This window comes from Phycicoccus sp. Soil748, from assembly GCF_001428025.1.
In the GTDB taxonomy this organism is placed as follows: Bacteria; Actinomycetota; Actinomycetes; order Actinomycetales; family Dermatophilaceae; genus Pedococcus.
Genome location: NZ_LMSC01000012.1, coordinates 295,168 through 315,033, shown reverse-complemented (window position 1 = coordinate 315,033; position 19,866 = coordinate 295,168). Strand labels below are relative to the sequence as shown.

The following is a 19,866-nucleotide window of genomic DNA, read 5'->3' as shown; positions in this document are numbered from 1 at the left end:
CCGACCGATGATCCGAGACGAGACTAACCGGCGGGAGCCGCCAGCGGGACCTCCCCGTCAGCCGGTTGAGACGGATCGCCGGACCGGTCGCCGTAGAGGTGGGACACCAGCTCCTCGACGAGCTCGGCCCGGTGCTGCGCGCTGGTCGGCACAGCGCCCGGTATGGAGGCGAAGCCGTGCGGCACGCGCACGTAGTTGGTGAGCCGGACCGGCACGCCCGCAGCCTCCAGCGCGGCGGCATACCGCACGCCGTCGTCGCGCAGGGGGTCGAGGTCGGCGGTCTGGACGAGGGCCGGGGGCAGGCCGTCGAGCCGGCCGAAGAGCGGGGAGACCAAGGGGTCCGTGTGGTCGTGGCCCGGCGGCAGGTAGTGCTCGCGGAACGCGACGACGCTCGCCCTGGTGAGCATGGGGGCGTCGGCGTTCTCGTCCATCGACGGCGATGCCAGGGTCATGTCGGTGGCCGGGTAGATCAGGGCCTGGTGCCGGACGGGGGAGTCGCCCCGGTCGCGCAGCAGCTGGGCGGTCACGGCGGCGAGGTTGCCGCCGGCGCTGTCGCCGCACAGGGCCATCCGGCTCGTGTCCGCGTGGAGCACGTCGCCGTGCTGCTGGAGCCAGGTCGTGGCGTCGAGGCAGTCGTGGGCCGCGGTGGGCGCGCGGTGCTCGGGGGCGAGCCGGTAGTCGAGACTGACGACAACCGCGCGAACCCGGCTCGCCAGGTGGCTGCAGAGCGGGTCGTACATGACGACGTTGCCCTCGACGAACCCGCCACCGTGCAAGAAGACCACCACCGGCGCGTCGGTGTCTCGGTCCCGCAGGGCGCGCGGCCGGTAGATGCGCAGGGGGATCTCGTAGCCGTCGCGCGCCGGCGCCGTCCCGAAGGTGATGCCCACGGAGCGGTCCACCGCCCCGGTGACCCAGGAGAAGGGCGGCCGGTCGGGTGTGACCTTGCCACGGTCGGCGACGATCTCCTCGACGGAGCGCTGCTGCACCGGCCGTCGCAGGACGCGGTCCAGGAAAGCGGTGAGGAGGGCGGTCTGCGGGTACATGGCCCTGGGGGAGTGGCGCATGCGCCGAAACTAACTCACCTAGGGTGAGGACATGAGCCGGGACACCGCAGCATCCCCCGTCGTGGGGTCGGCGCCATGACCGTGCGCCGCGTGATGGGCATCGAGACCGAGTACGGCATCTCCGTGCCCGGGGACCCCGCGGCCAACCCCATGCTCCTGTCGGGCCAGGTGGTCAACGCGTACGCGTCGGCGCAGGGCATCCGGGCGGCCCACGCCTCGTGGGACTACGCGGACGAGGCGCCGCTGCGCGACGCCCGCGGGTTCGAGGTGGGCCGCGCCTTCGCCGACGCGAGCCAGCTCACCGACGAGGAGGACCCGACCCTCGCCAACGTCGTGCTCACCAACGGAGCCCGCCTCTACGTCGACCACGCCCACCCCGAGTACTCCTCGCCGGAGGTGACGTCGCCGCGCGCCGCCGTGGCGTGGGACCGCGCGGGCGAGCTGATCATGGCCGAGTCGGTGCGGCGGCTGTCGCAGGTGCCGCCCGGCGTCAACCTCTACAAGAACAACACCGACGGCAAGGGCCAGTCCTACGGCACGCACGAGAACTACCTCATGCGCCGCGAGACGCCGTTCACCGACATCGTGCGCCACCTCGTCCCGTTCTTCGTCGCGCGCCAGGTCATGACGGGGTCCGGCAGGGTCGGGATCGGTGTCGACTCGCGCAACCACGGCTTCCAGCTGAGCCAGCGCAGCGACTTCTTCGAGGTCGAGGTGGGCCTAGAGACGACCCTGAAGCGGCCGATCATCAACACCCGCGACGAGCCGCACGCCGTCGCCGACCTCTACCGCCGGCTCCACGTCATCATCGGCGACGCCAACCACTGTGACGTCGCCAACCTGCTCAAGCTCGGCACCACCTCGCTGGTGCTGGCCATGGTCGAGGACCGGGCCATCGACGTCGACCTCACCGTCGTGCGACCCGTGTCCACGCTGCAGGCCGTCAGCCACGACCCCACCTGCCGGCAGCTGGTGGAGCTGCGCGACGGCACGAAGCTCACCGCGGTGCAGCTCCTCTGGCGCTACCACGAGCTCGCCGAGCGCTACCTGCAGGACCGGTACGGCGCCGAGCGCGACGACGACACCGTGGAGGTCATGCGGTGGTGGGCGACCGTGCTCGACAAGCTCGAGCGCGACCCCGCCGAGGCCGCCCGCGAGGTCGACTGGGTGGGCAAGCAGCAGGTGCTGCAGGGCTACATCGACCGTGACGGGCTCGACTGGTCCGACCCCCGGCTGCGGGCCGTCGACATCCAGTGGTCCGACGTGCGCCCCGACAAGGGCATCTTCCACCGCCTGCGCCGGGCCGGCCGGTTCGAGGAGCTGGTCAGCGACGCGCAGGTCCTCGAGGCCGTGCACCAGCCGCCGGAGGACACCCGCGCCTACTTCCGGGGCAAGTGCCTGGAGAAGTACCCGGACCAGATCGCGGCCGCCTCGTGGGACTCGGTGATCTTCGACGTCCCCGGCCAGGCCTCGCTGCAGCGGGTGCCGATGCTCGAACCGCTCCGGGGCACCCGCGCCAGTGTCGGCGGCCTCCTGGACCGCAGCCCGGACGCCGCCACCCTGCTGCGCGAGTTGGCCTCGGCATCACGACAGGTTCCGACTAGGGTCGAGTGAGGCGGGTCGCCCGCGACCCGCCCACGCATCTCAGCAGCACGCATCGCAGCAGCACCGAGCGAGAGGTCACGGACATGCCGAGCCAGGAGCAGAGCCGCCCCCAGCGCCGGGACGACGCCCCGGACGAGGGTCCCGAGCCCACCCCCGCCGCGCCGGAGGCCAGTGCCCGCAAGGAGAACCTCGACTCCGACATCGACAGCGTGCTCGACGAGATCGACGGGGTGCTCGAGTCCAACGCGGAGGAGTTCGTCCGCGGGTTCGTCCAGAAGGGCGGCCAGTGACCACCGGAGCCGACGCGGGCAGGCTCTCCGCGGCATACCTCGCCACGGGCTCGTCCTCCTTCACCGACTTCGTGGGCGCCCACGCCCCGCACCTGCTTCCGTCGCGGCGCGCCCTGCCTGCGGGGAGCACGCTGGAGGCCCCGCACGGCACCACGATCGTCACGGTGACCTACGACGGTGGCGTGGTCATGGCGGGGGACCGCCGGGCGACCATGGGCAACATCATCGCCAACCGCGACATGGAGAAGGTGTTCGCGGCCGACGAGTACTCCGCCGTGGGCATCGCCGGCACGGCCGGCATCGCCATCGAGCTGGTCAAGCTGTTCCAGGTCGAGCTCGAGCACTACGAGAAGATCGAGGGGACGCTGCTCTCGTTGGAGGGCAAGGCGAACCGCCTCGCGTCGATGATCCGCGCCAACCTCGCGATGGCCATGCAGGGCCTCGCGGTCGTGCCGCTGTTCGCCGGCTACGACCTCGACCGGCAGGTCGGGCGGATCTTCTCCTACGACGTCACGGGCGGCTGCTACGAGGAGCACGACCACCACAGCGTGGGCTCGGGCTCGCTCTTCGCGCGCGGCGCGATGAAGAAGCTCTGGCGGCCGGGCCTGACCGCCGACGAGGCCGTGAGCCTTGCCGTGGAGGCGCTCTACGACGCCGCTGACGACGACTCCGCCACCGGCGGCCCCGACATCGGCCGCCGCATCTGGCCCACCGTCGCCGTGGTCGGCGTGCAGGGCGTCGCGTTCCGCAGCGACGAGCAGCTGCGCGGGACGGTCGAGGCCGTCGTCGCCGCGCGCCAGGGCAACCCGGGGGGTGCGCGATGAGCAGCATGCCGTTCTACGTCTCGCCCGAGCAGCTCATGAAGGACCGGGCCGACTACGCCCGCAAGGGAATTGCGCGCGGCCGCTCGGTCGTCGTGCTCGGCTACGACAAGGGCATCGCCTTCGTCGCGGAGAACCCCTCACGGGCCCTGCACAAGGTCTCCGAGATCTACGACCGCATCGCGTTCGCCGCCGTCGGCAAGTACAACGAGTTCGAGAACCTGCGGGTCGCCGGTGTGCGCTACGCCGACCTCCGCGGCTACTCCTACGACCGCACGGACGTGACGGCCCGTGGCCTGGCCAACGCCTACGCGCAGACGCTCGGGACCGTCTTCACCCAGGAGTCCAAGCCGTACGAGGTCGAGATCGTCGTGGCCGAGGTCGGGGACTCGGCCGACGACGACCAGATCTACCGGCTCACCTACGACGGCTCGGTCGCCGACGAGCGGGGGTTCGTCGCCATGGGCGGCGCCGCCGAGCCGATCGAGACGGGGCTCAAGGAGCGCTGGGAGCCGGGGCTCACCCTCGGCGATGCCCTGCGCCTGGCCGTCGACCTGCTCGCCAAGGACCCCGCCGGCGGAGCCAGCCGGACCCTGGGCGCCGGCCAGCTCGAGGTCGCGGTGCTCGACCGCGAGCGTCCGCGCCGTACCTTCCGGCGCATCGGCGGCGGGCTGCTCGAGGCGCTGCTCAGCCCCGAGGACCCGACCCACGACATCCCGGCCGAGGACGAGGCGACGCCCGGGCACCACGACACCCTCACCGGGGAGTCGCCGCGGGACGAGTCGACCAACCCGCAGACGCAGCGCCCCCAGGAGCAGGACGGGCCCTAGGCCTCAGACCGGCAGGTGCTCCAGGAGCCACGCCTCGGTGGCGACCCACGCCTGCGCCGAGGCGTCGGCGTGGTGGAACACCGGTGAGGGGTTGTCGAACGCGTGCCCTGCACCGGCGTACCGCAGGAACGTGACGTCGTCGTTGCGAGCCGTCACGGCCGCCTCGATGTCCCGCACGGTCTCCTGCGGGATGTAGGCGTCGTCGAGCCCGAAGTGGTGCAGGCTCGGGCAGGTCACCCGGTCGGCGAGGTCGAGCAGGTTCGGCAGCGCCGAGCCGTAGTAGCTGACCAGGGCGTCCGGTGCGGAGCCCGCCTCGGTCGCCGCCGCGGCGACGTTGAAGGCCAGCCCGCCCCCGAAGCAGAACCCGAGCAGCCCCACCGGGCCGTCGACCTCCTCGCGAGACCTCAGGGCCTGCAGGGCCGCGACACCGTCGGCGACCCCGGCGGGCCAGTCGAAGCGGCCCGCGAGGCCGACGGCCTCCGGCAGGCCGTCCGCGCCCTCGGCGACGACCGGGTCGCCGAGGCGCCAGTAGAAGTGCGGGACGAGGACGACGTAGCCCAGTGCGGCCAGGGCCTCGGCACGGCTGCGGACGTAGCCCGTCACGCCGAAGATCTCCTGGTGCACGACGATGCCGGGCCCGAGTCCCGACGGCGGCAGCAGGAGGTCGGCGGGTAGCTGTCCACCCTCGACGTCGACGGACAGGGTGGTGCGGCCGGCGGTGGGCTCGGTGGGTGCCATGGCCCCAACCTAGGCGGTGGGGGCCTCCGCGTACCGGAGATAGGGCGTGACGACCTCCACGCCGTCGAAGCGCGCCCGGGCGTCCTCGGTGGTCACGGCGGGAGCGACGATGACCCGCTCGCCGGCCTTCCAGTCGGCGGGGGTCGAGAACGGGCCGGCGTCGTTGACCTGCAGGGCGTCGAGCGCGCGCAGGATCTCGTCGAAGTTGCGGCCGGCGCTCTTGGGGTAGGTCAGCGACAGGCGCACCTTGCCGGCCGGGTCGATGAGGAACACCGAGCGCACGGGGGAGGTGTCGCCGGCCCCGGGGTGGATCATGTCGTAGAGCTCGGCCACCTGGCGGTCCTGGTCGGCCACGATCGGGTAGGTGACCGGCGTGCCGGCGACCTCCTCGATGTCGGACTTCCAGGCGTGGTGGTCGTCGAGGCCGTCGACGGACACGGCCAGGACCTTGGTGTCGCGGCGGGCCCACTCGTCCTTGAGCTGGGCGACGCGGCCGAGCTCGGTGGTGCAGACCGGGGTGAAGTCGGCCGGGTGGCTGAACAGCACCGCCCACCCGTCGCCCTTCCACTCGTGGAAGGAGATCTGCCCCTCCGTCGTCTCGGCGGTGAAGTCGGGGGCGTCGTCGCCCAGTCGCAGCGTGGCCATGGGGGCTCCTCGGTCGGGTAACGCGATGTTTGGTGTCACATAACATGCCGTGACGTGACCGGAGTGTGGATGACCCGTCCGGATGGTGGAACCGCCACGTCCAGCACGGCCGCGACCACGGCCGCCACGCTGCCGTCGTCGAGCAGGAGCCCGTAGTGGTCGGAGGCCAGCTCGGTGGCGACGACGTCGGCGGGCAGGTGCGCCGCCGCGACGCGGGCGGTGGTGTACAGCCCCTCGGCCTGCGCCAGGGGACCGCGACGGGCGTGGAGCAGCCGGGCCGGGCACTGCAGCGTGTGCACGGCACTGAGCGTGGCCGGGTCGCTCATGAGGTCGGCCCAGTCGGCTCGCACGCACTCCAGCGACGACGTCGAGCGCATGTCCCCCATGGGGCCGGCCAGGTCGTGCAGCAGGTACGCCGCCAGTGCGGCTCCCTGCGGCCCGGCCAGGTGGGGTCCCAGGGCGGGGTGGGCGCGCCAGTGGTCGAGGTAGGCGTCCTCGTCCTCGAAGGCCATCGACAGCCGGTCCATGGCGGGCCCGATGATGCTGTGCAGCACCTCGTCGACGTCGAAGGAGCCCGGCGAGGGGAACGCCAGTCCGCCGTCCACCAGGACCACCGCGCCGACGTCCTGCGGGTGCGTCGCCGCTGCCAGGGCGGCCACGAAGGCGCCCATGTCGTGGCCGACGAGCACCGGTCGCTCGAGCCCGTAGTGGGCCACCACCGCGTGCACGTCGGCGACGTGGTCGGCGAGCCCGGTCGAACGCAGCGAGGCGCTCTCCGCCCGGCCGCGCATGTCCGGGGCGAGCACCCGGGCCCGGCCGTCGAGCGCCTCGGCGACGGGCACCCAGGCCAAGGCGTTGGAGGAGATGCTGTGCAGGGCCACGACGGTCGGCGCCTCGGCGGGTGCGTGCGTGAGGTGGTGCACGGCCAGGTCGCCCCCGGCCACGGCCACCCGCTCGGTCACCGGTCGCACCGGACACCCCTCTCGTCGCCGTACCCGACCCGCGCCGCACCAGCGACGGGCGCCTGCGGCCGTGCGGCCCGGTGCCTCGGGGCCCTGACGCTACGCAGCCGGCGCGGCGCACCCTATGGAGTGGCCCGCCACTTCCCGCGTGCGGCGGTGTGGGGAGACCACCCGTGCACCGGACTCGGCTGTCGGGCGCGGTGCCGGCGCCCGCCTCGCGAGGTCCCGGCGTGGCGCCGGCGCGGTCCTGGCCGCAGCGAGCTAGGTGGCGTGACCGGCGAGGGTCAGGAGCTCGGCCTCCTCGGCGGGGGAGAGCCCGGCCTTGCGCCGGCGACCCGGCCCGTGCTGGAGCTCCCACGCGAGGGTGTCGGCCAGCGTCTCGGCGAGCGGGCGGGGCGTCAGCCCGAGCGCCTGCGCGGCGGAGGTGTCCCGGGCCATGAAACCGGCGTAGTCGGGCAGCGGCAGCCAGATCGGCAGGGAGCGCGGTCCGGACCAGGGCTGCACGTCGTGCTCGAGCAGCCACTCCTGGGAGACCGTCACCACCTCCTCGGTGTGGCCGGCGACGCGGCGCGCGGTCTCGAGGTGGGTGGCCAGCGGCACGACCGGTCCGCTCGCGTTGACGACGCCGGTCGCCCCGGCGCCCCCCGCGGCGACGAGCCAGGACGCGAGGTCGCGCACGTCGACGACCTGGGTGGCGAGCCCGACGTCCGGCACGAGCACGGCGCCGTCCGACCCTGCGGGGTGGGCGAAGCGCAGGGGCCAGTACCCCGTGCGGTCGGTGTGGTCGCCAGGGCCGGCGATGAGCCCCGCCCGCGCGACGAGCGCACGGTCGCCGACGGCACCCAGCACCGCCGACTCGCACGCGACCTTGCGCGCGCCGTAGGTCTCCCAGCCCTCGTCGTCAGCGTCGTGAGGAGGGTGCAGGGCCGCCGACTCGTCGTCACCGGGGGAGTCGTCGCGGGCGTAGACCGAGCTCGACGACACGAAGACCCACGACCGGGAGCGGTCGCCCAACGCGCCCAGGGCGCCGCGCACGTGGCCGGGCTGCCGAGCCACGTCCACCACCACGTCCCAGTCACGACCGGCCACCTCGTCGTAGGCGTCGGCCGCTGAACGGTCGGCGCGGACGAACCGTACGGAGCCGGGTACGGAGCCGGACTCGCCGCGCGCCAGCGCCGTCACCTCGTGGCCCTGCGCCAGTGCGGCGAGGGCCACCTCCCGCCCGAGCCAGGCGGTGCCACCGAGGACGAGGACGTCCACGGTTCAGGCGCGGGTCGGCTGCCTGGACCAGCCAGGAGCGGGGGACTCCTGCGCGGCAGCGTGGTCGTCGGACATGGCGGCATCCTTGCACGGCGCGCGTTGTCATCGGCCGCAGAGCGGTTCGAGCCTAGAGTGGGTTCATGGAGCGCCGAATCTTCGGGATCGAGAACGAGTACGGCATCACGTGCACGTTCGAGGGACAGCGCCGGCTGACCCCCGACGAGGTGGCGCGCTACCTGTTCCGCAAGGTCGTCTCGTGGGGCCGGTCGTCCAACGTGTTCCTCTCCAACGGCTCGCGCCTCTACCTCGACGTCGGGTCGCACCCCGAGTACGCCACCCCCGAGTGCGACCACGTGCGGCAGCTCGTCATCCACGACAAGGCCGGCGAGCGCATCATCGAGGGCCTCGTCGCCGACGCCCAGGACCGCCTGACCGAGGAAGGCATCGAGGGCGAGATCTACGTCTTCAAGAACAACACCGACTCGGCCGGCAACTCCTACGGCTGCCACGAGAACTTCCTGGTCGGCCGGGCGGGGGAGTTCCAGCAGCTGTCGGACGTGCTCATCCCGTTCCTCGTCAGCCGGCAGATCACCTCCGGTGCGGGCAAGGTCGTCACCACGTCCAAGGGTGCGACGTTCTGCGTCAGCCAGCGGGCCGACCACATCTGGGAGGGCGTCTCCTCGGCGACCACGCGCTCGCGGCCCATCATCAACACCCGCGACGAGCCGCACGCCGACGCCGAGAAGTACCGGCGGCTGCACGTCATCGTCGGTGACTCCAACATGAGCGAGACCACCACGATGCTCAAGGTCGGGTCCGCCGACCTGGTGCTGCGGATGATCGAGTCGGGGATGGTCGTGCGTGACCTGACCTTGGAGAACCCCATCCGGGCCATCCGCGAGATGAGCCACGACATGACCGGCCGCAAGACGGTCCGCCTGTCCAACGGCCGCGAGCTCTCGGCGCTGCAGATCCAGTCGGAGTACCTCGAGCGGGCCCAGACCTACGCCGACCGCGAGGGACTCGAGGACCCGATCCACAAGCAGGTCCTCGACCTCTGGGAGCGCACCCTCACCGCGATCGACACGGGCAACCTGTCGCTGGTCGACACCGAGATCGACTGGGTCATCAAGCACAAGCTCATCACCGGCTACATGGCCAAGCACGACCTGCCGATGGACAGCCCCCGCATCGCCCAGCTCGACCTCGCCTACCACGACGTCAACCGGCGGCGCGGCCTGTTCTACCTGCTGCAGAAGCACGGCCGGGCCGCGCGAGTGTGCACCGACCCCGAGGTGTTCGAGGCCAAGACGGTGCCGCCGCAGACGACGCGGGCCAAGCTGCGCGGCGACTTCATCAAGGCGGCGCAGGAGCACCGGCGTGACTTCACCGTCGACTGGGTGCACCTCAAGCTCAACGACCAGGCCCAGCGGACCGTCCTGTGCAAGGACCCGTTCGCCGCCGTGGACGCCCGGGTCGAGCGGCTGATCGAGGGCATGCGCGGCTGACCCGACCGGCTACGAGCACGCTCGGGGGAACCGGGCGTTTCGGGCATTGCCAGAGAGCCCGGTTATGGTGGCTGCTGGTCCACCGCCCCCAGCGAAAGTCCCCACCGTGTCCTTGCTCCGTACCCATGCCCGGCCCGGCCGCGCGCTCTCCGCGGCTGCCGCCGCCCTCACCGCCGTCCTGGCCCTGTCCGCGTGCGGCGGCGGTTCGTCCGACGCCAAGAAGTCGGTCCTCGACGGCGTGAGCGTCACGGGGGGCAGCGCCACCACGGCACCGACCGTCACCGTCAAGCCCAAGCCGCTGAGCGTCACCGAGACGACGACCAAGGTCCTCAAGCAGGGTGACGGCCCGGTCGTGGAGAACGACGAGATCGTCAGCGTCAAGTACGTCCTGCTCAACGCCAAGGACGCCTCGGTGCTCGACACCAACTTCGGCAAGCAGAACCTCGGCCTCAGCCTCGGCACCTCCGACCTGCTGCCCGGCCTCAAGAAGGGCCTGGCCAACCAGAAGGTCGGCTCCCGCGTGCTCGTCGCCGTGCCGCCGAAGGACGCGTTCGGCCCCTCGGGCAACACCGACATCAAGGTCGGCGGCACCGACACCGTGCTGTTCCTCATGGACGTCCTGTCGGTGACCAAGCCCCTGCCGAGCGCGCAGGGCAAGGCCGTCGCCCCGGCCAAGGGCCTGCCGACCGTCAAGGTCACCCCCGGCAAGGCCGCCGCGATCACGATCCCCAAGGGCACCAAGCCGCCGACCAAGACGGTCGGGCAGAACCTCATCGAGGGCACCGGCGCCAAGGTGCAGGCCGGCCAGACGATCCGCGTCACCTACACCGGCGCGCTCTACAAGGACGGCAAGGTCTTCGACTCCTCGGCCAGCTCGCCGCAGGGCTACTTCGAGACGGTCATCGGCAAGCAGCAGGTCATCAAGGCCTGGGACAACCAGCTCGTCGGCAAGACCGTCGGCAGCCGCGTGCTCATGGTCGTGCCCCCGGCCGACGGCTACGGAGCAGCCGGCAGCCCGCCGAAGATCAGCGGCACCGACACCCTCGTGTTCGTCGTCGACATCCTCGCCGCGTACTGACGCCCCGCGCACCGGCACGACCCAGCCTGAACCATCCACCCCACTGACAGGAGCACCACCATGGGTTTCGACCCCAGCACCACCAAGCCCGAGATCGACTTCCCCGGTGACGCCGCCCCCACCGAGCTCGTCATCGAGGACCTCAAGGAGGGCGACGGCCAGGAGGCCGGCGCCGGCGACACCATCTCCGCGCACTACGTCGGCGTCGCCCACTCGACCGGTGAGGAGTTCGACGCCTCGTGGAACCGTGGCGCGCCCCTGGACTTCCGCCTCGGCGTGGGCCAGGTCATCCGCGGCTGGGACGAGGGCATCGTCGGCATGAAGGTCGGCGGCCGCCGCAAGCTCGTCATCCCCGCCCACCTCGCCTACGGCGACCGTGGCGCCGGTGGCGCGATCAAGCCGGGCGAGACCCTGATCTTCGTCGTCGACCTCGTGGACGTGCGCTGACCGCGAACCCCACGACGGTCCGCCTCGCGGACCACGGCTGAGCTGGGCTCAGCCGGCACCACCTTCCAGCAGCCGGGCGGCCCACCGCCCGGCTGCTGCGCTGTGCAGGAACGCCGCGTGGTCCTCGTCGAGCCCGCGGCCCATGGTCGAGAGCCTGACGGGGGAGGCGCGCAGCGACTCGTCGAGCCCGTCGACCTCCACCTCACGCAGCGCCAGGTCGCCGCTGGCGTCCTCGACCAGGGCGCTGGCCTGCTCGTGCACGAGCCGCCCGAACTCGTCGTCCACCAGCCCCACCGGCACGTCCGCCGCGGTCAGGCACACGCGCCCGTACGCCGTGCGGCTGTGGTGGGAGATGCCGCGATGGCGGCCGCGCAGGTCGGCGTCGGAGACGCGCAGCGCGGCGACCCCGCGCCCGCGCAGGACCCCGACGGCGTTGAGCGCCTCGCCGGCAGCGACACCGGTGTAGCCCCACGTGGTGCCGGTGCCGACGTTGCCGGGCCCCTGCACGACGACCGCGACGTCGGCGCCCAGCACGTGGCGGGCCGCCAGCAGCCCGGAGTGCAGGGTGACGGCCTCGTGCTCGCCCCCGTAGGCCTGGCCGACGGTGACGGTGCCGTGCAGCCAGCCCGCGTCGCGGAGCCCGGCGACGGTCCGGGAGAAGGCGATCGGCAGGGCCCCGCCGTCGGTCATGAGGTAGACGACCCGGGCTCCGGGTCGCTCCGAGCGGAGCCCGGCGACGACCGCGGGCAGTGCGGAGTGGAGGTCGGCCACGACGACGGGCATCCCGAGGAGGTCGCCGGCGTCGGCCGGGCCGGAGGTCAGCGCGGCGTGGTGCGGGCTGTCCTGCTCGTCGACGGCCATGAACATCTGCTGCTGGGGGGTGTACCGCGCCTTGACGATGTGCCCGGCGTCCGCCGGGGGGTCGGCCGGGAGGCGGTCGGGGGCGACGACGACGAACGCCAGGCCGCCGGTGCCGAGGCCGCGCAGGAGGGCTGAGGCGTTGAGCAGGACCCGGTCGCCGACCTGGGGTTCACCCGCGAGCGCGGTGTAGGCGAGCGCCCGCACGACGCGACCCTCGTCGCCGGCCAGCTCCACGGCGTACTCCACGGCGCCCGGCCACCGGCCACGCACCTCCTGCACCGTGCCCTCGCGCCACTGCATCACGACACGCAGACTAGCCACGGGGTGCCTGCACCACTCGGGTAGCGTCGGGCGGGTGAGTTCACCCACCGGTCCCGCGGCCAAGACCGAGCGACTGCTCAACCTCGTGCTGTGCCTGCTCTACACCCGGCGTGCCCTGCCGAAGTCCAAGATCCGCGACATCGTGCCGCAGTACGGCGACGCCGCCAGCGACGAGGCCTTCGACCGCATGTTCGAGCGCGACAAGGACGAGCTGCGCGAGCTCGGCATCCCGCTGGTGACCGAGGACATCGGTGGCGTCTGGGACGACGAGGTGGGCTACCGGATCGACCAGCGTGAGTACGCCCTGCCGGACATCGAGTTCGAGCCCGACGAGCTGGCGGTCCTGGGCCTGGCCAGCCGCACCTGGGCACACGCCTCGCTCGCGGGTCCCGCCGCGCAGGCCCTGCGCAAGCTCAAGGCGGCCGGCATCGAGCGCGACGGCGACTCCCTCGTCGGGATCGAGCCTCGCCTGGGCACCAGCGAGCCCGCCTTCGAACCGGTGAAGAACGCCGTCGTCGGCCAGCAGACCATCTCGTTCGGCTACCGCACCGGCGGCCAGGGCGAGGTCAACACCCGCCGCGTCCAGCCGTGGGGGCTCGCCTCGTGGCACGGCCGCTGGTACCTCACCGGCTTCGACCTCGACCGTGGAGCCCCGCGCGTGTTCCGCCTGTCCCGCATCGACGGCACCGTGTCCGTGGTCCGGCGGGCGGCACCGTACGTCGTGCCGTCCGACCACCGCGCGCGCGAGATGATCCGGACAACGGTGGGGGAGCGCGAGTTCTCCGGCAGCGCCACGGTGCGCGTCCGGGAGGGGCGCGGCCAGTCGCTGCGCCGTCGCGGCGAGACCCGTGGGGTGGAGGGGGAGTGGACCACGTTGCAGGTGCCGTTCACCGACGACGACGCGCTGGCCGACGAGGTGAGCGGGTACGGCGCGGACGTCGTCGTCGTCGAGCCCGTCGAGGTGCGCGACCTCGTTGTGGCGCGCCTGCGCGGTGCCCTCGCTGCCCACCGCGCCCTGACCGGGGGTGCCGCGTGAGCACGCAGGAGACCGCCACGGCGCGCCTCGCCCGCCTGCTGACCATGGTCCCCTGGCTGGTCAACCGCCAGGGCATCGACACCGAGCAGGCGGCGGCCGACCTCGGCATCAGCGTCGAGCAGCTCGAGACCGACCTGCGGCTGCTCTACCTGTGTGGCTACGGCCAGATGCCCGACGAGCTCATCGACGCCGAGTGGGAGGGCGGCCGTGTCTTCGTCAGCAACGCCGACACCATCGCCCGCCCCCTGCGCCTCGGCCGTGACGAGGCCCTGACCCTCATGGTCGGCCTGCGCGCCCTCGCCGCGGTGCCGGGGCTGGGGGAGCGCGACACCATCGAGCGGGCCATGGCCAAGCTCGAGGCGGCGACCGGCGCCAGCGCCGAGGCCGCCTCGCGGGTCGAGGTGTCCATCGACGAGGGCGTCGAGGCCGGGCTGCTCGCCGACGCGCGACGCGCGGTCGAGCGGCGCCGCCGGATGCACCTGCGCTACCTCGTGCCGAGCCGTGACGAGTCCACCGAGCGCGACGTCGACCCGATGCGCGTGGTCAACCTCGACGCCCACTGGTACCTCGAGGGCTGGTGCCACCGCGCCCAGGACACCCGGCTGTTCCGCATGGACCGGATCGAGTCGCTGGAGGTGCTCGACGTCGACGGCACGCCGCCCGCCGACGCCCGGCTGCGCGACCTCGACGCCGGCACCTTCACCCCGCGCGAGGACGACACCAAGGTGACGCTGCACCTGTCGCGCGGCGCCGCCTGGGTGGCCGACTACTACCCGGTCGACTCCGTGGACGTCGCCCCCGACGGGTCGAGCACGGTGACCCTGCGCACGGCCGACACGCTCTGGCTGCGCAGGCTGCTCTGGCGCCTCGGCGGGCACGCGATCGTCGTGGCCCCGCCCGAGCTCGCGCGGGCCGTCACCGACGGCGCCCTGGAGGCCCTCGCGGCGTACGGCGTCGCCGACACGACGCCCGCGGCGGGCGGGTAGGGTCGACGGCATGTGGTGGTGGGTCCTGATTTGGGTGCTGCTCGTGGTCATCGCGGCGGCCTACCTCGCGTCCCGTGCGTGGGGCCTGTGGGGCCAGGTCAAGGAGCTGGGCGCCGAGGTGTCCCGCGCGTCGGAGACCGTCGCGGCGCTGCAGGAGCAGACGGAGCGGCTCGGTGAGCCCACGCCCGCCCCAGAGCCGGCGATCTTCGGCGACCCCCGTGCGCTGCGCCGGGAACGCGACGCCACCCGCGCCTCGTTGAAGCAGCAGCGGCGCGCCCGACAGGCGGCACGCCGCCCTGCGTGGGCACGGCATCTAGACTAGGAACCACCCGGCACCACGCCACCAGGCACCACGACAAGCGCAAGGTCACCCCGACGGGGACCGAGAGGACTGAATTCCATGGGTCGCGGACTCTTCGAAGGCTGGCACATCATCGTCCTGCTGGTCCTGCTCGTCGTGCTGTTCGGGTTCAAGCGTCTGCCCGACGCCGCCCGCAGCGTGGGCCGCTCGATGCGCATCTTCAAGTCCGAGGTGCACGAGATGAAGAACGACGGCAAGAGCGCCGCGAGCAGCGACACCGTCAAGGGCGAGACCGTCCGCGACCAGACCGCGACGCCCACCACCGGCACGACGACGGGCACCACGGCAACGCCCGGGGCCACGGCCTCCTCGCCGATCACCGAGGACAACAGCCCCCGCACGGACAACACCAGCGGCCTCTGACCGCCCTGCGCGCCGACCTGAGCCCCGAACCCGCCGAGAGCTGACCGACCATGGCGCTCCGTCGTGCCCGCAACCCCGAGGGACGCATGACGCTCGGCGACCACCTGCGCGAGCTGCGGCGGCGGTTCCTCATCTCGGCGGTCGCGACCCTGGTGGGGGCCGTCTTCGGGTGGATCTACTACCCCCAGGTCTACGGCCGGCTGGCGGCACCGTTCAACGACTACAAGGCCGCCCACCCCGAGAGCGTCATCAGCCTCAACTTCGGCAACGCCACCGCGGCGTTCTCCCAGCAGCTGAGCATCGCGATCTTCGTCGGCATCATCGCCTCGAGCCCGGTGTGGCTCTACCAGGTGTGGGCGTTCATCGTCCCGGGCCTGACGAAGAAGGAACGCAACATCTCCCTGGCGTTCATCGGCGCCATCTTCCCGCTGTTCCTCGCCGGGTGCGGGCTCGCCTACTACGTCCTGCCGGCGGTCCTCGCGGTGCTCTACGGGTTCACGCCCGCGGGCGCCTCCAACATCCAGCAGGTCTCCGACTACTTCAGCTTCGTCACGCGGTTCATCCTGGTGTTCGGCGCGGCCTTCCTGCTGCCCGTGTTCCTCGTGGCCCTCAACGCGATCGGCATCCTGCCTGCCAGGGCGATGCTCAAGGCGTGGCGCCCGGCGGTCTTCGGGATCTTCGTGCTGTCGGCGGTGGCCACCCCGACGCCAGACGCGTTCACGATGTTCCTGATGGCGCTGCCGCTGACGGTGCTCTACTTCCTGGCGATCCTGGTCAGCAAGCTGATCGAGCGGCGCAAGCGCAAGTCCCGCCCCGACTGGGTCGACGTGTCCGACGACGAGGCGTCCGCGCTCTGAGCCGCCGCACCGGTACTGTCCGCCCGTGAGCACGCGCATCGGCCTGGTCGTCAACCCGACCTCGGGCAAGAGCAGGGGCCGGTCGCTCGGCCTGGAGGTCGCCGCGCGGATGCGGGCCGCGGGGCACGAGGTCCTCGACCTCTCCGACGAGTCGTACGACGCCGCTCGTGACCGCGCCCTTGGCGCCATCGCGCAGGGCATCGACGTCCTCGCGGTCGTCGGCGGTGACGGGATGGCCCACCTGGGCATCAACCTGGCGGCCGAGACCAAGGTGCCGCTCGCCCTCATCGCGGCCGGGACCGGCAACGACATCGCGCGCGGGCTCGGGCTGCCGGTGCACGACCCGGTGCGTGCCGCCGACCTCGTCACGACCGGGGTCCCGCGCACCATCGACGCCATCCGCCACGTCGACGAGCACGGCAACCGGCGATGGTTCGGCGGGGTACTGGGTGCGGGATTCGACGCGGTCGTCAACGAGCGGGCCAACACCTGGCCGTGGCCCAAGGGTCAGCTGCGCTACACCCTGGCCCTGCTGCGCGAGCTGCCGCTCTTCTCCCCGATCCCCTACGTCGTCACCATCGACGGCGTCCGCCACGAGACCCGGGCGATGCTCGTCGCGGTGGGCAACGGCCCCAGCTACGGGGGAGGGATGCAGGTCCTCCCGGGCGCGCAGATGGACGACGGCCTGCTCGACGTCCTGGTGCTGCGCGAGATCAGCACCCTGGAGTTCCTCCGGGTGTTCCCCAAGGTCTTCAAGGGCACCCACGTCGCCCACCCGGCCGTCGAGGTGCTGCGCGGGCGCCAGGTGACCCTCGAGGCCGAGGGCATCGTCGCCTACGCGGACGGCGAGCGCTTCGCACCGCTGCCGCTAACCCTCGAGGTCGTCCCCGCCGCCGTCACCGTCCTGGTGCCGGCCGGGTCGCGGCCACCCTCCGCTCCTGGCGCCGGCCGCTGACGTAGCCTCGGCTCATGGCCACCCCCGCCGAGCGTTTCGCCGCCTCTGCCGAACGGTCGGCCCGCCGGAGCCCCCGGCTCGCCGAGTTCAGCGCGGGCCTGGACTTCCCGCTCGACGAGTTCCAGGAGCAGGCGTGCCGCGCCGTCGAGGCCGGCAAGGGCGTCCTCGTTGCCGCGCCGACCGGTGCCGGCAAGACCATCGTCGGCGAGTTCGCCGTGCACCTCGCGCTGAGCACGGGTCGCAAGGCCTTCTACACGACCCCGATCAAGGCCCTGTCCAACCAGAAGTACCTCGACCTGGTCCGGCGCCACGGCTCCTCCAACGTCGGGCTCCTGACCGGGGACTCCTCCGTCAACGGTGAGGCACCGGTGGTCGTCATGACGACCGAGGTGCTGCGCAACATGATGTACGCGGGCTCGCCCACCCTGCGCGGGCTCGGCTTCGTGGTGATGGACGAGGTGCACTACCTCGCCGACCGCTTCCGCGGCGCCGTCTGGGAAGAGGTGATCATCCACCTCCCCGAGGACGTTCAGGTGGTCTCGCTCTCGGCGACGGTCAGCAACGCCGAGGAGTTCGGCGCGTGGCTGGCCGAGGTCCGAGGCAACCACGAGGTCATCGTCTCCGAGCACCGGCCGGTGCCCCTGTGGCAGCACATGATGGTGGGCCAGGGCCTGTACGACCTCTTCGTCGACGAGACCGCCTCACCCACCACCGGTGCCGACGCCACCAAGGTCAACCCCGAGCTCCTGCAGGCCATCCGGGGCACCGAGCAGCGCGGACGGTGGGACGACGGGGGCCGGGGCAACCGTGACGCCGGCCGCCTGCCGCACCGTGGGCGCGGCGCACCCCGCGGCCCCGGTGGTGGCCCGGGCGGACGCGGTATGGCGCGTGGCGGCGCAGGAGGCGGCGGCGGGAGGCCCGGTGGCGGTCCGAGCCGGTCCGAGGTCGTCACCCGGCTGGACCGCGACGGCCTGCTGCCGGCGATCACCTTCATCTTCAGCCGGGCCGGGTGCGAGGGAGCCGTCAGCCAGCTGCTGCGCGACGGGGTGCACCTCATCACCGACGCGGAGGGGGAGCGGATCCGGCGCACCGTCGAGGAGCGCATCCAGGGCCTGGCCGAGGAGGACCTCGGCGTGCTCGGCTACTGGGACTTCGTCGAGGGCCTCACCCGCGGCTTCGCCGCCCACCACGCCGGGATGCTGCCGACGTTCCGCGAGATCGTCGAGGAGCTGTTCACCGCCGGGCGCATCCGCGCGGTGTTCGCCACCGAGACCCTCGCCCTGGGCATCAACATGCCGGCCCGGACCGTGGTGCTCGAGAAGCTCGTGAAGTTCAACGGTGAGACACACGCCGACGTCACGCCCGCGGAGTACACCCAGCTCACCGGGCGCGCCGGGCGGCGCGGCATCGACGTCGAGGGCCACGCCCTCGTGCTGTGGAACCGCGGCCTCGACCCGCTGGCCGTCGCGGGCCTGGCGTCCACCCGCACCTACCCGCTGCGCTCGAGCTTCCGGCCGACCTACAACATGGCGGTCAACCTCGTGGCCCAGGTGGGACGGGAGGTGGCGCGCGAGATCCTGGAGACCTCGTTCGCCCAGTTCCAGGCCGACCGGGCCGTCGTCGGCATCGCCCGCGCGGTGCGGCGCAACGAGGAGGGGCTCGAGGGCTACGCCGAGGGCATGGAGTGCCACCTCGGCGACTTCTCCGAGTACGCCGGGATCCGCCAGGAGATCGCCCGGCTCGAGAAGGACGGCGCCCGGGCCAGGTCGGCAAGCAAGCGGGCCGAGGCCGCCGTGTCCCTCGAGGCACTGCGCATCGGCGACGTCATCAGGATCCCCGCCGGCCGCCGCGCCGGGTACGCCGTCGTGGTCCAGCCGTCGAAGTCGTTCCGCGGCGAGGCACCGGCGCCCACCGTCGTCACCGAGGACCGCCAGCTGCGCAAGCTCACCCTCGTCGACGTGCCCGTACCCGTCGAGGCGGTCGCCCAGGTCAAGGTGCCACCGCACTTCAACGCCAAGAGCCCCAAGGCGCGCCGCGACCTCGCCACGTCGCTGCGCATCGCGGTGCCGCACGACCCGCCGCCGAAGCGCTCGCGCACCGCCTCCACGCCGGGTGAGGACGAGCGCATCGCCGAGCTGCGGCGCCGGCTCAAGGCCCACCCGTGCCACCAGTGCCCCGACCGCGAGGACCACGCCCGCTGGGCCGAGCGGTGGTGGCGCCTCAAGCGCGAGACCGTCGGGCTCCAGCGCAAGGTCGAGGGGCGCACCAACTCGGTGGCCCGCACCTTCGACCGGATCTGCGAGCTGCTCGCGGAGATGGGCTACCTGTCGGCGGACGGCACCCAGGTGACCCCCCAGGGGGAGAACCTGCGCCGCCTCTACACCGAGAAGGACCTGCTCGCCGCGGAGTGCCTTCGGCTCGGGCTGTGGAAGCGGCTCGACCCCGCCGGGCTCGCCAGCGTCGTGTCGGCGCTGGTCCACGAGCCGCGGCGCGACGAGGCCGACCCGTCGCCACGCATGCCCGGTGACGACGTCGCCGAGGCCGTCACCGAGATGCAGCGGCTCTGGTCCGCGATCGAGGACCGGGAGCGCGACCTCGGCCTGCCGCTCATGGGGGACCCCGACGGGGGTATGGCGTGGATGATGCACCGCTGGGCGTCGGGCCAGAAGCTCGACCTCGTGCTGCGGGGGCAGGACATGGCGGCCGGTGACTTCGTCCGGCGGTGCAAGCAGGTCGTCGACCTGCTCGGCCAGATCGCCGACGCGGCTCCCGAGCCCCAGCTGGCGGCCACCGCCCGCAGGGCCATCGACTCCGTGATGCGCGGGGTGGTCGCTGCCGACCGGCTCGACTGACCGGACCCGGTGGGCGAGACGGC

Annotated in this window: 20 protein-coding genes; 14 read left to right on the top strand and 6 right to left on the bottom strand. The window is 72.6% G+C overall.

The genetic code is table 11. The annotated features are described in order from the left end of the window. Positions 1-23 precede the first annotated feature (23 nt). On the bottom strand, positions 24-1,067 hold the full coding sequence (locus tag ASG70_RS17755) for an alpha/beta hydrolase (protein ID WP_056885148.1): 1,044 nt from the start codon (positions 1,065-1,067) through the stop codon (positions 24-26). Between the two features lie 75 nt (positions 1,068-1,142). On the opposite strand from ASG70_RS17755, the gene dop reads away from it, so the two are divergent. The 4 genes from dop to prcA all read left to right on the top strand — a co-directional run bounded on the left by dop (position 1,143) and on the right by prcA (position 4,613). Next, positions 1,143-2,681 carry a depupylase/deamidase Dop gene (gene dop, locus ASG70_RS17750; protein ID WP_056885147.1) on the top strand — a complete coding sequence of 513 codons (1,539 nt, stop codon included), beginning with the start codon at positions 1,143-1,145 and terminating at the stop codon, positions 2,679-2,681. A 74-nt stretch (positions 2,682-2,755) separates the two neighbouring features. Then, positions 2,756-2,962, top strand: a complete 207-nt coding sequence (locus tag ASG70_RS17745; RefSeq protein ID WP_056885146.1) for a ubiquitin-like protein Pup — start codon at positions 2,756-2,758, stop codon at positions 2,960-2,962. After that, positions 2,959-3,786 (top strand): proteasome subunit beta, encoded by an 828-nt coding sequence (prcB, locus tag ASG70_RS17740; RefSeq protein WP_056885145.1) that lies wholly within the window; start codon positions 2,959-2,961, stop codon positions 3,784-3,786. The genes ASG70_RS17745 and prcB overlap by 4 nt, the downstream gene beginning before the upstream one ends. Beyond that, positions 3,783-4,613, top strand: a complete 831-nt coding sequence (prcA, locus tag ASG70_RS17735) for a proteasome subunit alpha (protein ID WP_056885144.1) — start codon at positions 3,783-3,785, stop codon at positions 4,611-4,613. The genes prcB and prcA overlap by 4 nt, the downstream gene beginning before the upstream one ends. A 3-nt stretch (positions 4,614-4,616) precedes the next feature. Here prcA and ASG70_RS17730 read toward each other — a convergent pair whose 3' ends face one another. From ASG70_RS17730 to ASG70_RS17715, 4 genes are all read right to left on the bottom strand, one after another. Further along, entirely contained in the window at positions 4,617-5,351 is a 735-nt protein-coding gene (locus ASG70_RS17730) for a dienelactone hydrolase family protein (protein WP_056885143.1), read from the bottom strand. Positions 5,352-5,360: 9 nt separating this feature from the next. Then, positions 5,361-5,996, bottom strand: a complete 636-nt coding sequence (locus ASG70_RS17725; RefSeq protein WP_056885142.1) for a peroxiredoxin — start codon at positions 5,994-5,996, stop codon at positions 5,361-5,363. Between the two features lie 35 nt (positions 5,997-6,031). Beyond that, complete coding sequence (locus tag ASG70_RS17720; protein WP_056885141.1) at positions 6,032-6,967, bottom strand: alpha/beta fold hydrolase; 936 nt, start codon at positions 6,965-6,967, stop codon at positions 6,032-6,034. Positions 6,968-7,219: 252 nt separating this feature from the next. Beyond that, positions 7,220-8,218 carry an NAD-dependent epimerase/dehydratase family protein gene (locus ASG70_RS17715; protein ID WP_056885140.1) on the bottom strand — a complete coding sequence of 333 codons (999 nt, stop codon included), beginning with the start codon at positions 8,216-8,218 and terminating at the stop codon, positions 7,220-7,222. A gap of 140 nt (positions 8,219-8,358) precedes the next feature. On the opposite strand from ASG70_RS17715, the gene pafA reads away from it, so the two are divergent. From pafA to ASG70_RS17700, 3 genes are all read left to right on the top strand, one after another. Next, positions 8,359-9,726: a Pup--protein ligase gene (gene pafA, locus ASG70_RS17710; RefSeq protein WP_056885139.1), complete on the top strand. Its 1,368-nt coding sequence runs from the start codon at positions 8,359-8,361 to the stop codon at positions 9,724-9,726. Between the two features lie 106 nt (positions 9,727-9,832). Continuing rightward, positions 9,833-10,804 (top strand): FKBP-type peptidyl-prolyl cis-trans isomerase, encoded by a 972-nt coding sequence (locus ASG70_RS17705; RefSeq protein WP_056885138.1) that lies wholly within the window; start codon positions 9,833-9,835, stop codon positions 10,802-10,804. Between the two features lie 60 nt (positions 10,805-10,864). Then, on the top strand, positions 10,865-11,251 hold the full coding sequence (locus ASG70_RS17700; RefSeq protein ID WP_056885137.1) for an FKBP-type peptidyl-prolyl cis-trans isomerase: 387 nt from the start codon (positions 10,865-10,867) through the stop codon (positions 11,249-11,251). A gap of 48 nt (positions 11,252-11,299) precedes the next feature. Here the strand turns inward: ASG70_RS17700 and ASG70_RS17695 are convergent, their stop codons facing one another. Then, positions 11,300-12,415 carry a DUF3866 family protein gene (locus ASG70_RS17695; protein ID WP_200949330.1) on the bottom strand — a complete coding sequence of 372 codons (1,116 nt, stop codon included), beginning with the start codon at positions 12,413-12,415 and terminating at the stop codon, positions 11,300-11,302. A gap of 52 nt (positions 12,416-12,467) precedes the next feature. Between ASG70_RS17695 and ASG70_RS17690 the strand changes: the two genes are divergently transcribed. The 7 genes from ASG70_RS17690 (at position 12,468) to ASG70_RS17660 (ending at position 19,843) form a co-directional block, all read left to right on the top strand. After that, the gene (locus ASG70_RS17690) at positions 12,468-13,469 is read left to right on the top strand and encodes a YafY family protein (RefSeq protein WP_056885136.1); all 1,002 of its coding nucleotides are present in this window, start codon (positions 12,468-12,470) and stop codon (positions 13,467-13,469) included. Then, positions 13,466-14,455 (top strand): YafY family protein, encoded by a 990-nt coding sequence (locus ASG70_RS17685; protein ID WP_235531568.1) that lies wholly within the window; start codon positions 13,466-13,468, stop codon positions 14,453-14,455. Before ASG70_RS17690 ends, ASG70_RS17685 begins: the two co-directional genes overlap by 4 nt. A 10-nt stretch (positions 14,456-14,465) precedes the next feature. Then, entirely contained in the window at positions 14,466-14,777 is a 312-nt protein-coding gene (locus ASG70_RS17680; RefSeq protein WP_056885135.1) for a hypothetical protein, read from the top strand. A 78-nt stretch (positions 14,778-14,855) separates the two neighbouring features. Beyond that, positions 14,856-15,179: a Sec-independent protein translocase subunit TatA gene (gene tatA / locus ASG70_RS17675; protein WP_082590981.1), complete on the top strand. Its 324-nt coding sequence runs from the start codon at positions 14,856-14,858 to the stop codon at positions 15,177-15,179. 50 nt (positions 15,180-15,229) lie between these two features. Continuing rightward, positions 15,230-16,036 carry a twin-arginine translocase subunit TatC gene (gene tatC, locus ASG70_RS17670; RefSeq protein ID WP_235531567.1) on the top strand — a complete coding sequence of 269 codons (807 nt, stop codon included), beginning with the start codon at positions 15,230-15,232 and terminating at the stop codon, positions 16,034-16,036. Positions 16,037-16,061: 25 nt separating this feature from the next. Then, complete coding sequence (locus ASG70_RS17665; protein ID WP_056885134.1) at positions 16,062-16,991, top strand: diacylglycerol kinase family protein; 930 nt, start codon at positions 16,062-16,064, stop codon at positions 16,989-16,991. A 14-nt stretch (positions 16,992-17,005) separates the two neighbouring features. Then, entirely contained in the window at positions 17,006-19,843 is a 2,838-nt protein-coding gene (locus tag ASG70_RS17660; RefSeq protein WP_056885133.1) for an RNA helicase, read from the top strand. Positions 19,844-19,866: the final 23 nt, after the last annotated feature.

What these genes read in the sequence shown, in the direction of transcription:
- ASG70_RS17755 (WP_056885148.1), bottom strand. Translation starts at nt 1,067, where the DNA reads ATGCGCCACTCCCCCAGGGCCATGTACCCGCAGACCGCCCTCCTCACC.
- dop (WP_056885147.1), top strand. Translation starts at nt 1,143, where the DNA reads ATGACCGTGCGCCGCGTGATGGGCATCGAGACCGAGTACGGCATCTCC.
- ASG70_RS17745 (WP_056885146.1), top strand. Translation starts at nt 2,756, where the DNA reads ATGCCGAGCCAGGAGCAGAGCCGCCCCCAGCGCCGGGACGACGCCCCG.
- prcA (WP_056885144.1), top strand. Translation starts at nt 3,783, where the DNA reads ATGAGCAGCATGCCGTTCTACGTCTCGCCCGAGCAGCTCATGAAGGAC.
- ASG70_RS17730 (WP_056885143.1), bottom strand. Translation starts at nt 5,351, where the DNA reads ATGGCACCCACCGAGCCCACCGCCGGCCGCACCACCCTGTCCGTCGAC.
- ASG70_RS17725 (WP_056885142.1), bottom strand. Translation starts at nt 5,996, where the DNA reads ATGGCCACGCTGCGACTGGGCGACGACGCCCCCGACTTCACCGCCGAG.
- pafA (WP_056885139.1), top strand. Translation starts at nt 8,359, where the DNA reads ATGGAGCGCCGAATCTTCGGGATCGAGAACGAGTACGGCATCACGTGC.
- ASG70_RS17700 (WP_056885137.1), top strand. Translation starts at nt 10,865, where the DNA reads ATGGGTTTCGACCCCAGCACCACCAAGCCCGAGATCGACTTCCCCGGT.
- ASG70_RS17680 (WP_056885135.1), top strand. Translation starts at nt 14,466, where the DNA reads ATGTGGTGGTGGGTCCTGATTTGGGTGCTGCTCGTGGTCATCGCGGCG.
- tatA (WP_082590981.1), top strand. Translation starts at nt 14,856, where the DNA reads ATGGGTCGCGGACTCTTCGAAGGCTGGCACATCATCGTCCTGCTGGTC.
- tatC (WP_235531567.1), top strand. Translation starts at nt 15,230, where the DNA reads ATGGCGCTCCGTCGTGCCCGCAACCCCGAGGGACGCATGACGCTCGGC.
- ASG70_RS17660 (WP_056885133.1), top strand. Translation starts at nt 17,006, where the DNA reads ATGGCCACCCCCGCCGAGCGTTTCGCCGCCTCTGCCGAACGGTCGGCC.